The sequence below is a fragment of the Streptomyces sp. TOM-9 genome, from assembly GCF_056858595.1.
The window spans coordinates 2009803-2025403 of record NZ_JBXEQB010000001.1 but is presented as its reverse complement, the minus strand read 5'-3'; the positions used below and the strand labels follow the sequence as shown (position 1 = coordinate 2025403).

General features: G+C 73.2%; 15 protein-coding genes. 5 read left to right on the top strand and 10 right to left on the bottom strand.

Features of this window, described 5'->3' with window-relative positions; all coding sequences use genetic code 11:
- Positions 1-6: 6 nt before the first annotated feature.
- Positions 7-192: a hypothetical protein gene (locus AC1VWI_RS09550; protein ID WP_499510532.1), complete on the bottom strand. Its 186-nt coding sequence runs from the start codon at positions 190-192 to the stop codon at positions 7-9.
- Between the two features lie 55 nt (positions 193-247).
- Between AC1VWI_RS09550 and AC1VWI_RS09545 the strand changes: the two genes are divergently transcribed.
- Together AC1VWI_RS09545 and AC1VWI_RS09540 are read left to right on the top strand one after the other, a co-directional pair.
- Positions 248-973 carry a DUF2625 family protein gene (locus AC1VWI_RS09545; protein ID WP_499510531.1) on the top strand — a complete coding sequence of 242 codons (726 nt, stop codon included), beginning with the start codon at positions 248-250 and terminating at the stop codon, positions 971-973.
- 101 nt (positions 974-1074) lie between these two features.
- On the top strand, positions 1075-2289 hold the full coding sequence (locus tag AC1VWI_RS09540; RefSeq protein ID WP_499510530.1) for a serine/threonine-protein kinase: 1215 nt from the start codon (positions 1075-1077) through the stop codon (positions 2287-2289).
- A gap of 45 nt (positions 2290-2334) precedes the next feature.
- Here AC1VWI_RS09540 and AC1VWI_RS09535 read toward each other — a convergent pair whose 3' ends face one another.
- Positions 2335-3177 carry an undecaprenyl-diphosphate phosphatase gene (locus AC1VWI_RS09535; RefSeq protein ID WP_499510529.1) on the bottom strand — a complete coding sequence of 281 codons (843 nt, stop codon included), beginning with the start codon at positions 3175-3177 and terminating at the stop codon, positions 2335-2337.
- A 425-nt stretch (positions 3178-3602) separates the two neighbouring features.
- Between AC1VWI_RS09535 and AC1VWI_RS09530 the strand changes: the two genes are divergently transcribed.
- Complete coding sequence (locus AC1VWI_RS09530; protein WP_499510528.1) at positions 3603-4904, top strand: hemolysin family protein; 1302 nt, start codon at positions 3603-3605, stop codon at positions 4902-4904.
- The gene (locus AC1VWI_RS09525) at positions 4901-5932 is read left to right on the top strand and encodes a hemolysin family protein (RefSeq protein WP_499510527.1); all 1032 of its coding nucleotides are present in this window, start codon (positions 4901-4903) and stop codon (positions 5930-5932) included. The genes AC1VWI_RS09530 and AC1VWI_RS09525 overlap by 4 nt, the downstream gene beginning before the upstream one ends.
- Before the next feature lie 4 nt (positions 5933-5936).
- Here the strand turns inward: AC1VWI_RS09525 and AC1VWI_RS09520 are convergent, their stop codons facing one another.
- The 7 genes from AC1VWI_RS09520 to AC1VWI_RS09490 all read right to left on the bottom strand — a co-directional run bounded on the left by AC1VWI_RS09520 (position 5937) and on the right by AC1VWI_RS09490 (position 14066).
- Positions 5937-6299, bottom strand: a complete 363-nt coding sequence (locus AC1VWI_RS09520; protein WP_499510526.1) for a hypothetical protein — start codon at positions 6297-6299, stop codon at positions 5937-5939.
- A 97-nt stretch (positions 6300-6396) separates the two neighbouring features.
- The gene (locus tag AC1VWI_RS09515) at positions 6397-6636 is read right to left on the bottom strand and encodes a twin-arginine translocase TatA/TatE family subunit (protein WP_499510525.1); all 240 of its coding nucleotides are present in this window, start codon (positions 6634-6636) and stop codon (positions 6397-6399) included.
- A gap of 287 nt (positions 6637-6923) precedes the next feature.
- On the bottom strand, positions 6924-9461 hold the full coding sequence (locus tag AC1VWI_RS09510) for a Pls/PosA family non-ribosomal peptide synthetase (protein ID WP_499510524.1): 2538 nt from the start codon (positions 9459-9461) through the stop codon (positions 6924-6926).
- A 288-nt stretch (positions 9462-9749) separates the two neighbouring features.
- Positions 9750-11174, bottom strand: a complete 1425-nt coding sequence (gene rox / locus AC1VWI_RS09505; RefSeq protein ID WP_499516755.1) for a rifampin monooxygenase — start codon at positions 11172-11174, stop codon at positions 9750-9752.
- 243 nt (positions 11175-11417) lie between these two features.
- Positions 11418-12017: a hypothetical protein gene (locus AC1VWI_RS09500; protein ID WP_499510523.1), complete on the bottom strand. Its 600-nt coding sequence runs from the start codon at positions 12015-12017 to the stop codon at positions 11418-11420.
- A gap of 208 nt (positions 12018-12225) precedes the next feature.
- Complete coding sequence (locus AC1VWI_RS09495) at positions 12226-13527, bottom strand: MFS transporter (RefSeq protein WP_499510522.1); 1302 nt, start codon at positions 13525-13527, stop codon at positions 12226-12228.
- Positions 13527-14066: an ArsR/SmtB family transcription factor gene (locus tag AC1VWI_RS09490; protein WP_499510521.1), complete on the bottom strand. Its 540-nt coding sequence runs from the start codon at positions 14064-14066 to the stop codon at positions 13527-13529. The genes AC1VWI_RS09495 and AC1VWI_RS09490 overlap by 1 nt, the downstream gene beginning before the upstream one ends.
- A gap of 231 nt (positions 14067-14297) precedes the next feature.
- Between AC1VWI_RS09490 and AC1VWI_RS09485 the strand changes: the two genes are divergently transcribed.
- Entirely contained in the window at positions 14298-14909 is a 612-nt protein-coding gene (locus AC1VWI_RS09485) for a PadR family transcriptional regulator (RefSeq protein WP_499510520.1), read from the top strand.
- A gap of 71 nt (positions 14910-14980) precedes the next feature.
- Here AC1VWI_RS09485 and AC1VWI_RS09480 read toward each other — a convergent pair whose 3' ends face one another.
- Positions 14981-15592 carry a hypothetical protein gene (locus tag AC1VWI_RS09480; protein WP_499510519.1) on the bottom strand — a complete coding sequence of 204 codons (612 nt, stop codon included), beginning with the start codon at positions 15590-15592 and terminating at the stop codon, positions 14981-14983.
- Between the last annotated feature and the right edge of the window lie 9 nt (positions 15593-15601).

Here is a 15601-nt window from a genome sequence, read left to right as displayed (position 1 = left end):
TCCGGCTCAGCGCCGGCCGGGGGCCGCGGTACGGACGAGGTGGGCACCGGAGCCCGCCAGGACCACGGTGACCACGACCGTTCCGGCCGCGCCACCGGCCTGCGAGGTGCCGAAGCCGTGCACCGCCGTGACGACGGCGGCGAGGAGGAGGACGCCTCCGAGCAGGCGCCGCCATGCGAGGACCGTGTTCACCCCGGCGCCCCACCCCGCCCCCGGCGGGCGGGCATCGGGCTGCGATCATCCCCGGGTGCGGCAGATCGACGAATTGACCGACGTGGACAACCCGGCGTGGCCGGAGCTGGAGGCCATGCTCACCGGTGGCCCCGTGGCCGCCCGGGTGCTGCCCGGCGATCGTGACGAAGGGATGCGGTGCCTGCTGCAGTTGCAGGTCACCGCGCGGTCGGCGCTGGGCGCCCTGGTGCTGAACACCGGCGGGGTGCTGCTGGACGACGGGTGGGTACGGGTGTTCGGCGGCGGCCCGGCCGCCGGCGGAGGCCTGCCGAGCCTGGGGCAGGTCAACCGCTTCCCCGCGGTCCTCGACCCGGCCTGGCATCCCGGCACCGGTCTCGTCGTCGGCCACGACGCGGTGGGCGGGGTCTTCGCGCTCAACGGCCACGCTCCCGCGGCCGCCGGCCGCCCGGGAATGCCGGGCCAGATGACCTACTTCGCGCCCGACACCCTCGCCTGGGAGGCGATGGAGACGGGCTACTCCGGTTGGGTCGCCTGGCTGCTCTCGGGACGGCTGGAGACGTTCTACGACGGGCTGCGCTGGCCTGGGTGGCGCGAGGAGGCCGCTGCCCTCACCCCCGCGCAGGGGATCGCGGTGTACCCGTTCCTGTGGTCCGAGGAGGCCCACGCCGATCTCGCGGCGACCACCCGGCAGGCGGTCCCGATGAGCCAAGTCCTCGCCTTCGCAGCCGACTTCGCCCGGCGGACGGGCCCGGCAGACCCGGGGTTCCTCGGCGAGGCGTGAGTCCCCCGGCGTTGCGGCCGCAGGTCACCGCGGGTGCGCGGGTGAAGTACCTTAAGCAGGGTCTGGTTTGGCTCGCGGGATCGAGGTCGTACGACGTGCTGGTGGCGGATCGGTATCGCTTGGACGCGCCCATCGGCCGCGGTGGCATGGGCGAGGTGTGGCGGGCGACCGACGAGGTGCTGGGACGTCCCGTCGCCGTGAAGCTCCTGCTGGGCGACGGTTCCGACGCCTCGGCGGCCGCGCGGTTCCGGCTGGAGGCGCAGACGGCGGCGCGCCTGGGTCACCCGCACGTCGTGGCGGTCTTCGACTTCGGTTCCTGGGACGGGCGGTTCTTCCTCGTCATGGAACTGGTCGAGGGCGACAGCCTGGGCCAGCTGCTGGAGGCGGGGCACGTGCTCGGCGCCGAACACGTCGCGGTCGTCGCCGCGCAGGCGGCCGCGGGCCTGGCGGCCGCCCACCAGCAGGGCATCGTCCACCGCGACATCAAGCCCGGCAACCTGATGCTCGACGCCGCCGGATCGCTCAAGATCGGTGACTTCGGGATCGCCCGCTTCGTCGACGATCCGGCCGCCGCGCTCACCATGACCGGACAGATCGTCGGCACCAGCCTCTACCTCGCCCCCGAACGGGCACTGGGCCGGACCGCGGGGCCGGCCTCCGACGTCTACGCCCTCGGGTGCGTCCTGTACCAGCTGCTGACGGGCCGTACGCCGTTCCAGGGCGACAGCGCCACGGCCCTGCTCTACCAGCACATCGACAGCGCGCCCGTGCCGCCCTCCCAGCTGGGCGCCGACCTGCCCGCCGCCTTCGAGGGGTACCTGCTCGGGCTCCTCGCCAAGCAGCCGGAGGACCGGCCGACGGCCCAGGACGTGGCCGACTGGTTCCGCGCCGACGCGTGGCGCGCGCACCCGGTGTCCCTGCCCGCCACCGTGCCGTCGCACGACGCCCCGAACGTCGCGGGCCACGAGGCCGGTACCGCGGCGCAGGTGCGGCCGACGGCGACCCGCTCCGCGCGGTCGGGGCCGGCGTCGAGGCGGCGGGCGGCTCCGGCGCAGCGACGCAGCCCCGGCGAGTTCATCCGCTACCGGCCCCGCGTCGCGAGCGCCATCGCCGGGGTGGTGGCCTTCGCGGTTGCGGTGCTCCTCGGCATGCTCCTGTTCTCACCGGAGAGCAGCTCCGCGAAGACCCCCACCACCGGTCCGAGCGCGACGCCGACCCAGGGGACCGGGCCCGCGCCCGGCGCCGGCGCGCCGTCGGCCGGCCACGACGACCAGGGCGACGACCAGGGCGACGACGACTCGGACGACGAGGACTGAGCCGGGAGACGGGGCGGGAACCGGGGCGCGGACCGGGCTGGCGGGTCAGCCCACGTCTCCCGCGCCCGGTGCGACCGCACCGGCGGCGACCAGTCCGATGATCAGTACGCCGAGGAGCACGCGGTAGACCACGAACGGCGTGAAGCTGTGCGTGGAGACGTACTTGAGGAACCAGGCGATGGCCGCGTAGCCCACGACGAAGGCGATCCCGGTGGCGAGCAGCGTCGGCCCCCAGGCGGGGGCGGCGCCGTCGCCGATCTTGAACAGCTCCAGGGTGCCGGAGGCGAGCACGGCGGGGATGGCCAGCAGGAACGAGTAACGGGCCGCCGCCTCACGGCTGTAGCCGAGGAAGAGCCCCGCGCTGATGGTGCCGCCGGAGCGGGAGACGCCGGGGATGAGGGCGAGGGACTGGGCGAAGCCGTAGCCGAGGGCGTGGGGGAGCGTCAGCTCGGTGATGGGCTTGGCGTTGCGGATCGCCCGGCTGCGGTCGGCCACGGCGAGGACCAGCCCGAAGAGGATCAGCACGGTGCCGGTGATCCGCAGATCGCGCAGTGACGTCTCGATGCTGTGCTGGAACACCGCGCCGAGGACCGCGATGGGGATCGTCCCGATGATGACGAACCAGCCCATGCGGGCGTTCGGGTCCTTGCGCCGGTCGGGCACGAAGAGGGACGTCGTCCAGGCCTTGACGATCGAGACGATGTCGCGGCGGAAGTAGATCAGCACGGCCGTCTCGGTGCCCAGCTGCGTCACGGCCGTGAAGGCGGACCCCGGGTCCTTCCAGCCGGCCAGGGCGGAGAACACGCGCAGGTGCGCGCTGGAGGACACGGGCAGGAACTCGGTGAGCCCCTGCAGCAGGCCGAGGACGGCGGCTTCGAACCAGGACATCGGGGGGTGACTCCACGGATGGTCGGGGCGGCGGCCCGGCGGCGGCGCCGCTCGGGGGAGGTGCGCGACATGAGGTCGTACGGTGGCAGTGGCCGCAGACGGGCGGGATGCGGCCCGCGGTGCATCGGGCCGTGCCGCCGGCCGCCGGCCCCTGCGGGCCACCCGCAGAACTACCACGTCAGGTAAAGAAGTTCCCAAGACGCCCTGATGGCCGAGCGGTCTCCGGCCGGTCGTGAGGGGGAAGGGTGGGCGGTGACCAGGGGTCCGTCCGTCGACCGTGGCTTTTGCGCTTCCTTTACCATGGGGGGAACCCGTCGTACCGAGCACGAAGAAGGAGCCGCGGTTCCCGCGATGGACCATCCCCCGAGTACCGACCGTGTCATACCCCGTCAGGCCCGCCGAGGCGTGGGAACGGGGGTGACACGGTGACCGAAGTGCTGCTCCTCCTGCTGGCCCTGCTGCTGACCCTGGCCTGTGCGGTGTTCGTCGCGGCGGAGTTCTCCCTGACCACGGTGGAGCGCGGTGAGCTGGAACGTTCCGCCGCCGCCGGTGAGCGCGGCGCGGACGACGCCCTCAAGGCCGTGCGGCGGCTGACGCTGCAGCTGTCCGGCGCGCAGCTGGGCATCACGGTGAGCTCGCTGGTCATCGGCATGCTCGCCGAACCGTCCCTGGCGGTGCTGCTGAGCGGCCCGATCGAGGCCGCCGGCCTGCCCGAGGGCGCCGCGTCCATGACGGCGACCGTCCTGGGTGTCGTCGTCTCGACCGTGGTGCTGATGGTGATCGGCGAGCTGGTGCCCAAGAACTGGGCGATCTCCAGCCCGCTGGCCGTCGCCAAGGTGGTGGCCGGGCCGCAGCGCGGCTTCACCGCGGCCTTCTCGCCGCTGATCAACCACCTCAACGGCGCCGCGAACCGCCTGGTGCGCCGGTTCGGCCTGGAACCGGCCGAGGAACTGGCCTCCGCCCGCACACCGGACGAGCTGCGGGCCCTGGCCCGCCACTCCGCCGCCGTGGGCGTCCTGGAGCCCGACTCCGCCGAGCTCTTCGTCCGCACGCTCCACCTGAGCGAGCTGACCGCGGAGAACGTCATGACCCCGCGCGTGGACGTACGGGCCCTGGAGGCCCACGCGAGCGCCGCGGACGCCGCCGCCCTGTCGCTGTCCACCGGGCTGTCCCGCTTCCCCGTGTACAGGGACGGCCTCGACGAGGTCATCGGCACCGTCCACATCCGTGACGTCCTGGCCCTCCCGGCCGCGGAACGCGCCACCACACCCGTGAGCGCCCTGGCCACCGCGCCGCTGCTCGTGCCCGACAGCCTGCCCGTGAACCGGCTGCTGGACCGGATGCGCAGCCGCCGCACCATGGCCGTCGTCATCGACGAGTACGGCGGCACGGCCGGTGTCGTCACCGTCGAGGACGTCGTGGAGGAGGTCGTCGGCGACGTGCGCGACGAGCACGACCCCCAGCAGCGGCCCGACCTCGCCCCCGTCGGCGACGGGTCCTGGGAGGCCGACGGCAACGTCCGCATGGACCAGCTCGCCGGCATCGGCCTGACCGCCTCCGAGGGCCCGTACGAGACCGTCGCCGGGCTGCTGGCCGCCACCCTCGGCAGGATCCCCGCCCGGGGCGACGCCGCCGAGGTCGACGGCTGGCGCTTCACCGTGCTCAGCGTCGACCACCACGTCGCCGAGCGGGTCCGCGTCGCACGCATCCCGGAGGACGTCCGATGACCGCCCTGCAGCTCGCCGTCGGCGCCCTCACGCTGCTGACGAACGCCTTCTTCGTGGGCGGCGAATTCGCCCTGATCTCCGTACGGCGCAGCCAGATCGAGCCGCGCGCGCAAGGGGGCGACAAGCGCGCCCGCACCGTGCTGTGGGGTCTGGAACACCTGTCCGCCCTGCTGGCCACCGCGCAGCTGGGCATCACCGTCTCCTCGCTGGTGCTGGGCGCGGTCGCGGAGCCCGCCATCGCGCACCTGCTGGAGCCGGGCTTCGAGGCCGCGCACGTCCCGCACGCGCTGGTGCACCCGATCTCGTTCGTGATCGCCCTGACCGCGGCCACCTACCTGCACATGCTGGTCGGCGAGATGGTGCCCAAGAACATCGCGCTCGCCGCACCCGAGCGGGCCGCGCTGCTGCTCGGCCCGCCGCTGGTGAACGTCACCCGCGCGCTGCGCCCGGTGGTCTTCGGCATCAACGCCTTCGCCAACGCCCTGCTGCGGCTGCTGCGCGTCGAGCCGAAGAACGAGGTCGCGGCCGTCTTCACCGACGACGAACTGGCCCGCCTGGTCCAGGACTCCAGCGCCGCCGGCCTGCTCGACGTCACGGGCGGCGAGCGCCTGCGCGACGCCCTGGAACTCGGCAGCCGCCCGGTGGGCGAGATCCTCGTACCGGCCGGCCGCATGGTCACCGTCGGCGAGCGGGTCACCCCGGACGAGCTGGAGCGGACCGCCGCCGCGTCCGGCTACTCCCGTCTGCCGGTCACCGGCGCCGACGGCGGCGTCCTGGGGTACCTCCACATCAAGGACACCCTCGGCGCCGCAGAGCGCGACCGTCCCTTCCCCCCGAGCGCCTTCCACCCCGTCATCCGGCTCCGCCCCACCACCCCGCTGGACGACACGCTCACCGCCCTGCGGGCCGCGGGCACCCACCTCGCCGCGGTCACCGGGGACGACGGCACGCTGCTCGGCTACGTCACGATGGAGGACGTCCTCGAGGAGCTCGTCGGACCGGCCACGGCGGTCGAGGAGGCGGCCTGAGCCGCTACCCGGCGGCGTCGGGCCGGGGACGTTCCGCGGGCGGCGCGGCGATCTCCGGCGCGTACAGGGTCGCCAGCGGTTCCGGGCCGGCGTACCGCCGGCGCGGACACCGCCGGTCCTCGGCCTCGTCCTTGTCGCCGGCCTCGTCCTTGCGGCCGGACGGTGCCGGGACGGAGGCGTAGCACAGGCCCTCGCGCGCGTCGTGGTAGGCGAGGTGGTGCCCGCAACCGCACACCGGCTGCGGCCCGTTCAGCTCCTGCTGACGGGCCTTGCGCCGTTCGGTCGCGGCCTTCCTCAGCCGGTCGTAGGCACCTCCGGTGACATAACCGCCCGCGAGGATGACCAGCGCGATCTCGAACCCCGTCACGGCTCCCCCTGCCCTCACCCGGCGGTCCGTACAAGGCGATGTTCGCACGGCCGTCAAGCACGGGTCCGCGACCGCGCGTTCGACGGCCGGCGCAGGCTCAGCGCCCGGTGCCGTCCACCTCGTCGGTCCTGCGGGTCACGTCCCCGGGGGCCGCCCGGATGACGCGCGGGGCGGGTCCGTCGGCGGACGGGTCGTCGTCCGCCTTCATGGCCGCGGCCTCGCTCTTGAGGATGCGGGTGGCCTTCCCGGCGGAGCGCACGAGGCCGGGGAGCTTCCTGATGCCGATCAGGACGATGACCACGATGAGCAGCAGGGCGAGCTCGCTGAGGCCGAACATCGTGCCGGTTCCCTCCGATGGGACGGGGCGCGGGGCGCCCGTGGTGACGACCCTGTGGAAACTACAGGACTGCGGGGACGAGCGGGGGCGCTAGGCCGTGTCGTCAAAGTCCCGCCTGCCCAGCGGCGCCTGGCACGGCATTTCGCTGCGTTGTCGAATCGTCCGAGTAGCCCACTACGAGGACGACTCTCCGCCTTGCGATGCACCGCACCAGACGCCGCTGGGCCCGCCCTCCGGGCGGCCGGCGCTCCTTTGACGACACGGCCTAGCGCTCCCGCGGGGCGCCTTCAGCCGGGAGCGCCGGCCACGGCGCCGCGCATCTCCCGGGCCGGGTTGCCGCCCCAGTGGGCCCGCTCCGGGACCTCCTCGCCCTTCATCAGGAAGGAGTCGGGCGCGAGGACCGCCCCGTCGCCCATCGTGACGCCGTAGTGGACGAGGGCGCCCACGCCGACGGTGCAACGGCTGCCCAGCGTGGTGCGGTCCGACTTGAAGGTGCCGTCCTCCTGCGAGTGGCACTGGATCCGGGTGCCCTCGTTGAGGACGCATTCGTCGCCGATGGCCACGAGGGACCGTTCCGGCACGTAGCAGCCGTCGTCGAAGACCCTGCTGCCGATCCGGACGCCGAGCAGCCGCCAGACGACGGTCTTGAAGGGCGTGCCGTTGAGGACCGCGATCGCCTCGGTCGGGTTGGTGATCTTCCAGTAGCGCTCGTGCCGCCAGAAGGGACGTTCGTAGATCGAGCAGTACAGCGGCCGCAGACCGCCCGGGCCCGCGGTGGCGCGCTCGGTCAGCATCATGTCGGCGACGGCGAACAGCACCGTGAGGACGTTGGCGAGCGCGATCACCGCAGGGCCGAGCGTGCCGTACAGGTCCGCGGCGACCGACACCACCAGCGCGACCGAGAAGAAGAACAGCCACCGCGACATCAGGTGCAGGGCCATGGTGGCGGCGTTGTGCTTGTTCTTCGCCGCCAGGCGGCGCCGGAAGGTCGCGCCGTCCTTGAGGTGGTCGAACCTGCTGTCCCGCAGCACGGACCGGGGGATCTCGAAGCTGGGCGAGCCGAGCAGCCCCACGCCTTCGCGGACCTCCCCGTCGAGCGGGACCATCACCTTCGTGGCCAGGAGGCAGTTGTCACCGGTCCTGCCGTGGGCGGGGAAGGCGATGTGGTTGCCCAGGAAGTTGTGCGGGCCGATCGTCACCCGTGACGTCCGGAAGGACGTGCCGGTGTAGTCGGTGTTGATGACCGACAGTCCGTCGGCGATCATCGTCCCCCTGCCGACGCTGGTCAGACCGGGGGTGTCCTGCCGCACCGTGAGGCCGAAGTTGGAGCCGGTCTGCTCGGCGTCGCCCAGGTCGTAGCCGAGGCGGCTCAGGTAGGGGACGATCGCCGAGCTGTCGCCGAACAGCACCTTGTGGAAGCGCCGGTTGGTCAGGAAGCCGACGGCCCGGTGCACCCCGTAGCGGAAGCCGAACAAGGGGTAGTCCGTGTCCGGCCGGACGAGGAGGCCCAGCACGCGCGGGACGCTCACGGACAGCAGGGCCCCGACGACGACGGCGCCGAAGAAGAAGATCGCGGACGCGGCCAGGGCATCGACGTAGAACGCCCAGCTCGTCAGCGCCGTCGGCCCGGGTTGCAGCAGCGCCTCGAACTGCGGGACCGCGGCGACCACCAGGACGGCGCCGCCGACGGCCAGGGGGACGTACACGATCAGGGCCGTCAGCACCTGGGTCGCCCCGTAGGCGGCCCTGCGGACGGTGCCGCAGCGGACGGGACGGCAGCGGACGGGGTCGGCGGCGCGGCGGTGGTCCACCTCGGCCGGCTGGGCCGGGGAGCCGTGCCAGCGTTCGCCGTCGGGCACGGACTGACCGGTGTGCAGCGAGGAGGCGTGCCCGAGCCGGGTGCCGTCGCCCATGGCGGTCCCGATGTCGAGCACCGTCGCCTCGCCGATCAGCACGTCCCTGCCGAGGGTGACCGTCCCGGTGCGGATCACCCCGGACTGCGCCCGGTAGCAGTTGAGGAAGACGTCCTTGCGGATCACCGTGCCGTCGCCGACGGTGAGCAGGTCGGTGCAGACCGGTACGTGACGGGTGAGGATCGTGACGCGGCGTCCGATCCTCGCGCCGAGCGCCCGCAGGTACAGGGAGTAGACCGGGGACCCGGCGAACAGCGCCAGCGGGTTCGACCGGATGAGCGTCTTGGCGCACCAGAAGCGGACGTACGCCAGGCTCCAGAGGCGGATCTCCCGCGGGCGCCACCGGCCGACGAGCACCCACTTGGCCACGATGGGCAGCACGCACACCCCGAGGAAGACGACGGCCCCGAACACGACCGCCCGCAGGTAGGTGCCGAGCAGCCCGGAACCGTCCGCGATCCACTCCACGCCGCCCGCGAAGACGAGGGCCGCGGCATAGGAGTAGGCGAGGAAGAACAGCAGTTGCAGCGTCGCGCACAGCACGTAACGCGGCGTACCGGACGGGCTCCCCGGCGTGCCCGGTCCGTACGGCGCCGCCACCGGGGAGGCGGCGGCCGGCACGGCAGCCGGGGGCGGGGCTTGCGCGAGGGCCGCCGCCAGGCTCCTGACGGTCGGATGGCGGTAGACGTCCTTGATCGAGACGGACGGCATGTCCTGGCGCTTCCTGAGCCGCGCGCAGAAGCGGGCCATCACCATGGAGTCCGCGCCGAGGTCGGTGAAGAAGTTGCCGTCGAGCGGGACGTGCTCGGCCTGCACGACCGGCGCCAGCACCTCGGCGAGGATCCGTTCGCGGTCGGTGGCGGAGGACTCGTCGGGATCGGGGGTCAGGACGTCGACCGGGATGTCCGCCATGGCGGCTCCATGAGAGGTGCGGACCACGTGCGGTCGAGCTGAGCACCGGGGCGACACCGCCCCGGCATGCGTCCGAGCGAGCGATCCGGAAGCGGTGGGTGGGCCCTGTGTCCGGCATCGGATGTGTGTGTCGTACTCGCAGTCTCGGCCCCGGAGGCCGCGGACGCCACTCGGCCGGGCCGTCACCTTCGGCAACTCCGCTTCGACGGAACGTGATACCCCCTGGTGGTCGGCGGTGCGGCGGGCGGTGCGGTGAACGGCCGGCGGCTGCGCCGGGGGCGCGGGTGGTCAGCGGGCGGCGGCGCCGAACCACCGCGGGAGGACGCCGAGCAGCGCCCGCTGGTCTTCGCCGGCCCAGGCGACGTGGCCGTCCGGGCGCAGCAGCACCGCGGGGACGTCCAGTTCCTCGGCGACGTCGACGACGTGGTCGACCCGGTCCTCCCAACCGGCCACCGACAGCCCGCCCGTCCGGTCCAGCAGCAGGCCGCGGCCGCCGTGCGTCAGGCCGTACAGCCGCCCCCGCTTCAGCTCCACGTCCCGCAGCCGCCGGCCGAGCAGGTCGTGGCCCTCGCCGAAGTCGTACCGGATCCCGATCGCGGTGATCTTCTCGATCAGGTGCCGGTTCACCTCCTCGAAGTCCATCAGCTCCGCCAGCAGCCGGCGCACGGCCTGCGGACCCGGCTCGGTGGACAGCAGGTGCATCTGCGCGCGGGTGTTGTCCAGCACGGCGGCGGCCACCGGGTGCCGTTCGGCGTGGTAGCTGTCCAGCAGCGCCTCCGGCGCCCAGCCGTTCACCGCGGCGGCGAGCTTCCAGCCGAGGTTGAACGCGTCCTGGATGCCGAGGTTCAGCCCCTGCCCGCCGGTCGGCGGGTGGACGTGCGCCGCGTCGCCGGCGAGCAGCACCCGGCCCACCCGGTAGCGCTCCGCCTGCCGGGTGGCGTCGCCGAAGCGGGAGAGCCAGCGCGGCGAGTGCACGCCGAAGTCGGTGCCGGCGACCGCCCGCAGCCGCTCCTTGAACTCCTCGAAGGTCGGCGCCGCACGGTCCTCGGCCACCCCGTCCGCGGGCACGATGAGACAGTGCCGCCCGCTGGGCTCGGGGATGACGCCGAACCGCCCCTGCGTCCTGCGGACCTCGGCCACCACGGCGGCCACCGTCTCCGGGGGCGCGGCCACCTCCATCTCGCCCAGCAGCGTCTCGACCCGGGAGGGCTCGCCGGGGAAGCCGACGCCCAGCAGCTTGCGCACGGTGCTGCGCCCTCCGTCGCAGCCGACGAGGTAGCGCGAGCGCAACCGCGTCCCGTCGGCAAGCTCGGCGGTCACCCCGTCGCCGTCCTGGCTCAGCCCGGCCAGTTCGCAGCCGCGCCGGATCTCCACGCCGAGCTCGCCGGCGTGCTCGGCCAGCAGGCGCTCGGTGACCGGCTGCGGGATGGCGAGGACGTACGAGTGGGCGGTGTCCAGCCCGTCGGGCCACCGCTTCCCGAGGCCGCCGAAGAACCCGCCGACCGTGAACTTCTCGCCGTGCGCGAGGAACCGCTCCAGCAGACCGCGCTGGTCCATCACCTCCACGCTGCGCACGTGCAGCCCGCGCGAGCGGGTCTGCACGCCCGGCTCGGCCTCCTTCTCCAGCACGAGCGCGTGCACACCTTGCAGCCGCAGCTCGGCGGCGAGCATCAGGCCGGTCGGCCCGCCGCCGACGACGATGACGTCGATCATCACCACACCCATCCCCGCAGGTTCCGACTCAGGGCGGTGATTCTGCGGCACGACGGGGGCCTTGCCGCAAGGCCCCCCGTGCGCTATAGGTTGACAGTGGCGAGGAGCGGTGCTCCTCGCCTCCGTCGTTGCGGCCCTTGGTCAGCCTGCCGTCGACGAGGCGCGCTCGCGCCACAGCCGCCGGAGGGCTTCCGGCTCGGTCCGCGGGAACTCCCTGCCCCAACCGGCGGCTGGAACCAACGCCTAGTTCTCCACGGAGTCGTGCTTCTCGGTGTCGGCTTCGAAGTAGACGTCGAGGACGGCGTCGAACTCATCGCTCCACGCGCGCAGCCGGTGTCGGCTGGGCGCATCGACCCACGTCTCGAACCAGCGGCGCGGGGACAGGTAGACCGTGACGCCGAAGCGATGCCCCCACTTGGGGACGTCGACCTCGACCGCGCCGATCTCCTTCCAACCGAACTCGGCCTCGGTGTCGTCCAGCCGGAAGGTGAGGCCGTCCCGGTCCACCCGGATCGCCCCCCTGCGGTCCGCCGCCTCGAACACCGGGCCCTCACCGGAGCCTTCGGTGACTTCGTCGTCAACTGCCTCGTCGTCAACTGGGTCGTCGTCAACTGGGTCGTCGTCATCGGTGTCGGCGGTGGACCCCTCCGCGGCCGCGGCGGGCGACGGCCCTGCGTTTGTCGTCACGTCAGCCACGGCGTCGGACGCACTGTCGGTCTCGGAGGCCGCGGCCTCGGTTCTGCCGTCTCCAACCGGTTCCGGCCCCAGGATGCCGGGGACGTGTGCCGGATCGATGCCGGCGGCCTGTACGAGCGGGATGTTCGAACCTTTGCTCTGCTCCACGGCGGGCAGTATGGCTGATCCGTCTGTGCACGTGACACCCGCCCCGGCATTCGGGTCCTACCGCAGTCCGCTCACGGCGACCTTGGCTTCCGGCCCCGTAACTCACCGCACTTTGACCGCAGCCGCGGTGAGTCCCCAGGGCACCTCAACTTCCCCCCGGCCCGCTGCCGAGGCGGGGTACGCCGGGCTGGGCTCCGCACTGGCTGGCTCACGACCTCGCGGAGCCCTCAACGGCAGGCTCCTGAGCGGGGTCCCGGGCCTCCGGGTGAGCTGGATCACCGGCCGGGGCGGCGGCACGCAGCGCCGCCTCGACCCGGCGGTTGCCGGTCATGGTCGCGGTGATGGCGGTCATGGTGAGGAGGAGGCCGGCGGCGGTGTAGAGCGGGGTGCGTACGTCGTAGGTGGTGGCCAGCCAGCCGCCGAGGAAGGCGCCGAACGGGGCGGCGCACATGGCGAGCATGCGGGAGGTGGAGGCGACCCGGCCCATCAGGTGGGCGGGGACGATCGCCTGTCGGAGGGAGGGGCCGAGCACCATCGTGGCGCCCATGCCCGCTCCGCAGACGGCGAGCGCGAGGCCGGCGACGTACGGGTTCGGGGCGGCGGCAAGGCCCGCGATGGCGAGTCCCTCCACTGCGGCCGTGCAGGTCAGGGCGGCGCCGGTGCCGAGTCGACGGCCGAGGAAGGAGGCGATGCCTGCGCCGAGCAGACCGCCGGTGGCCTCCGCTGTCAGGAGCAGGCCGAAGCCGTAGGTGCCGATGCCGAGGCGTTCGTGCGCGAAGAGGGCGAGTACGGTCTCCACGGCGAGGAAGGCGATGTTCCCGACCGCCGGACGCAGCGCCAGCCCGAGCAGCAGCTGATCCCGGAATACGTACGAGGCGCCGGCCCGTGCCTGCCGCAGCAGCGACTCACGGGCCTGCGGTGCGGGCCGGGGTGCGGCGGGCAGTGACCGTACGAGCAGCGCGGAGAGCGCGAACGAGACCGCGTCGGCGAGCAGCGGGACCGCCCGCCCGAGCGCGAGCAGGGCACTGCCCGCGGGTGGCCCGGCGAAACCGGACGCGGCGGTCTGGGTGCCGCGCAGGCGGGAGTTGGCGCGCTCCAGGGACGCGGGGTCGCGGCCGAGCAGATCCGGCAGGTAGGCCGTGGCGGCAGTGTCGAAGAAGAGCCCGCCGAGGCCGAGGAGGAAGGCGACGGCCGCGAGCAGCGGAATGCTCAAGCCGTCGAGCGCGGCCGCTGCCGCCGGTATCGCGAGCAGCACCGCACGCGCCGCGTCCGTGACCCACATCGTGCGCCGGCGGTCCCAGCGGTCCACCAGCGCACCGCCGAGCACCCCGAAGAGCAGCCACGGTAAGGTTCCGGCGGCCGTGACGACGGCGAGCGCCATCGGATCCCGCGTCAACGTCAACGCGAGCAGCGGCAGTGCGGCATGCGTGACCCCGTCACCGAGCGAGGACACCGTCTGTGCGGTCCACAGCCGTCCGAACCCGGTCGGCAACTTCCCGATGTCCGACATCACTTGGCGTCCCCCTCGGCCTGCTCGCGCGACGCCGGGTGGAACAGTGCGAAGATGAGTGACGCATCCGGCAGCGACGGATCGGACAGCTCCCGGTACTCGTCCGCCAGTGCCTGCAGCCGCGCCCCCAGCTCCGCGAACTGCTCCTCGGTGAGCCGCAGGTGCGCCATCCGCACATGCCGCTCGGCATCCGCCGGCGCTGCCTCCAGGTCCGCCACCGCGTGCCGCATCAGCACGTCCGGCCCTCCCTCGCCCGGATCCGGCAGCTCGATCGACCGCGCGGCCATCGCGTAGTACCGCTCGGTGACCCCCCGGACCTTCCGCGTCCGCACCACCTTCACCAGGCCGGCCCGCTCCAGCAGCCGTACGTGGTAGCTGGAACTCCCCTTCGCCAGGCCCACGCGCTCGGCGATCTGCGTGATCGTCGCGGGCTCGAAGCGGAGCACGGCCATGATCCGGTGACGCGTGAGATTGGAGACGGCGCGCAACTGCTCGTCAGTGGTGACGTGGAACGTCTCGGGTAGATCGTCGGTAGGCATGCGAGCAATGGTCAACGATTCTTGACCATTGCGCAAGGGGATTCGCGCGGACTTTCCGGATCTGCCGTCCGGCGTGCGAGATCTTCCGTCAGCGCCTCCCGCCCGCTGCCGGTCCGGGGCCGGATCTCATGGGGCGGGACGACAGCCGCAGGTGGGAGGGCCTTGCCTTGCGACTGCTACCGATATATCGTTGAGGTATCGCGACCGTACGATGATGGAAGGAGCGTCACCATGCGTTCCCATGGACATGGACACTTTGGGCCCGGCCATCACGGCCGCGGCGACCACGAGGAGGAGGGGCGGCGCGCGGCGTTCGGCCCGTTCGGGCCGCCCTTCGGCGGCGGGCCCTGGGGGCCCGGGCCGTGGCACGGCGGGCGGGGCGGCAGGGGAGGCCCGCGGGGCCGGGCGCGGCGCGGCGACGTGCGCGCCTCGATCCTGGCGCTGCTGGCCGACCGGCCCATGCACGGCTACGAGATGATCCAGGAGATCGCCGAGCGCAGCGGCGGCGCGTGGAAGCCGAGCCCCGGCTCGGTCTACCCGACGCTGCAACTGCTGGAGGACGAGGGCCTGATCAGCAGTGCGTCGGAGGGCGGCAAGAAGCTCTTCACGCTCACCGAGGCCGGCCGCACCGAGGCCGAGGCGGGGCCCGACGCCCCCTGGGAGGAGGCCGGGCGCGGCATCGACTGGGAGGCCATGAACGAGATCCGCAAGGCGGGCGCCGGCCTGGTCGACGCCTTCCGGCAGGTCTGGGCGACCGGTACGCCCGAGCAGCGTGACAAGGCGCTGACCGTGGTCAACGAGGCCCGCAAGAAGCTCTACCTGATCCTCGCCGACGAGGACTGACCCGCTCGACGCCGCCGGCCCGGGACGCACGCGTCCCGGGCCGGCGGCGCGTCCCGTGCCGTGCCTGCGGGTCACGGGCAGGCCTCGCCGAACTTGACGGCTTTGAAGACCACCGGCTGCCCCGTGAGCCCGGTGCCGGCGGCGGGCGACTGCGAGCACACCTTCCAGTTGCTCTCCATGAGGATGAAGCGGTCCTGCCCGGAGGCGTCCTCCGCCGTGATGCCGGTCGAGGCGGTGAGCGTCGTGCGGGCCACCTTCAGGGACGTGCCGGTGAGGTCGGGCATCGTGGCGCCCGCCGAGGCGGGCGGGGGAGCGTCCCGGGCGGGGCAGGACTCCTCGAGCTTCACGGCGCCGAACTCGACGGAGACGGTGGTGGTCCGGCTCCCCGGGGCCGGGCGCTGGAAGCACACCTTCCAGTCGCGGTCCCAGATCTGCTCGCGGCCGCGGCCCAGCGCGTCGTGCGAGTCGAGGCGGTAGAAGCCCAGCGTCTGGGCCTTGTCCTGGGCGGCCTGCAGGCCCATGCCGGCGAACGAGGGCAGGTCGGCCGGTCCGGCCGTGGCCGGAGCGCTCGCGGGGGGCCGGCCGTCGCCGTTGGTGCCGCCGTCGGCGGGACCGCAGGCCGTCGCGGTGGCGGCGGCGAGGAAGGCGAGCGCGAGGGCGGCGGCGGTGCGGGCGATCTGCATGGGCGGGGC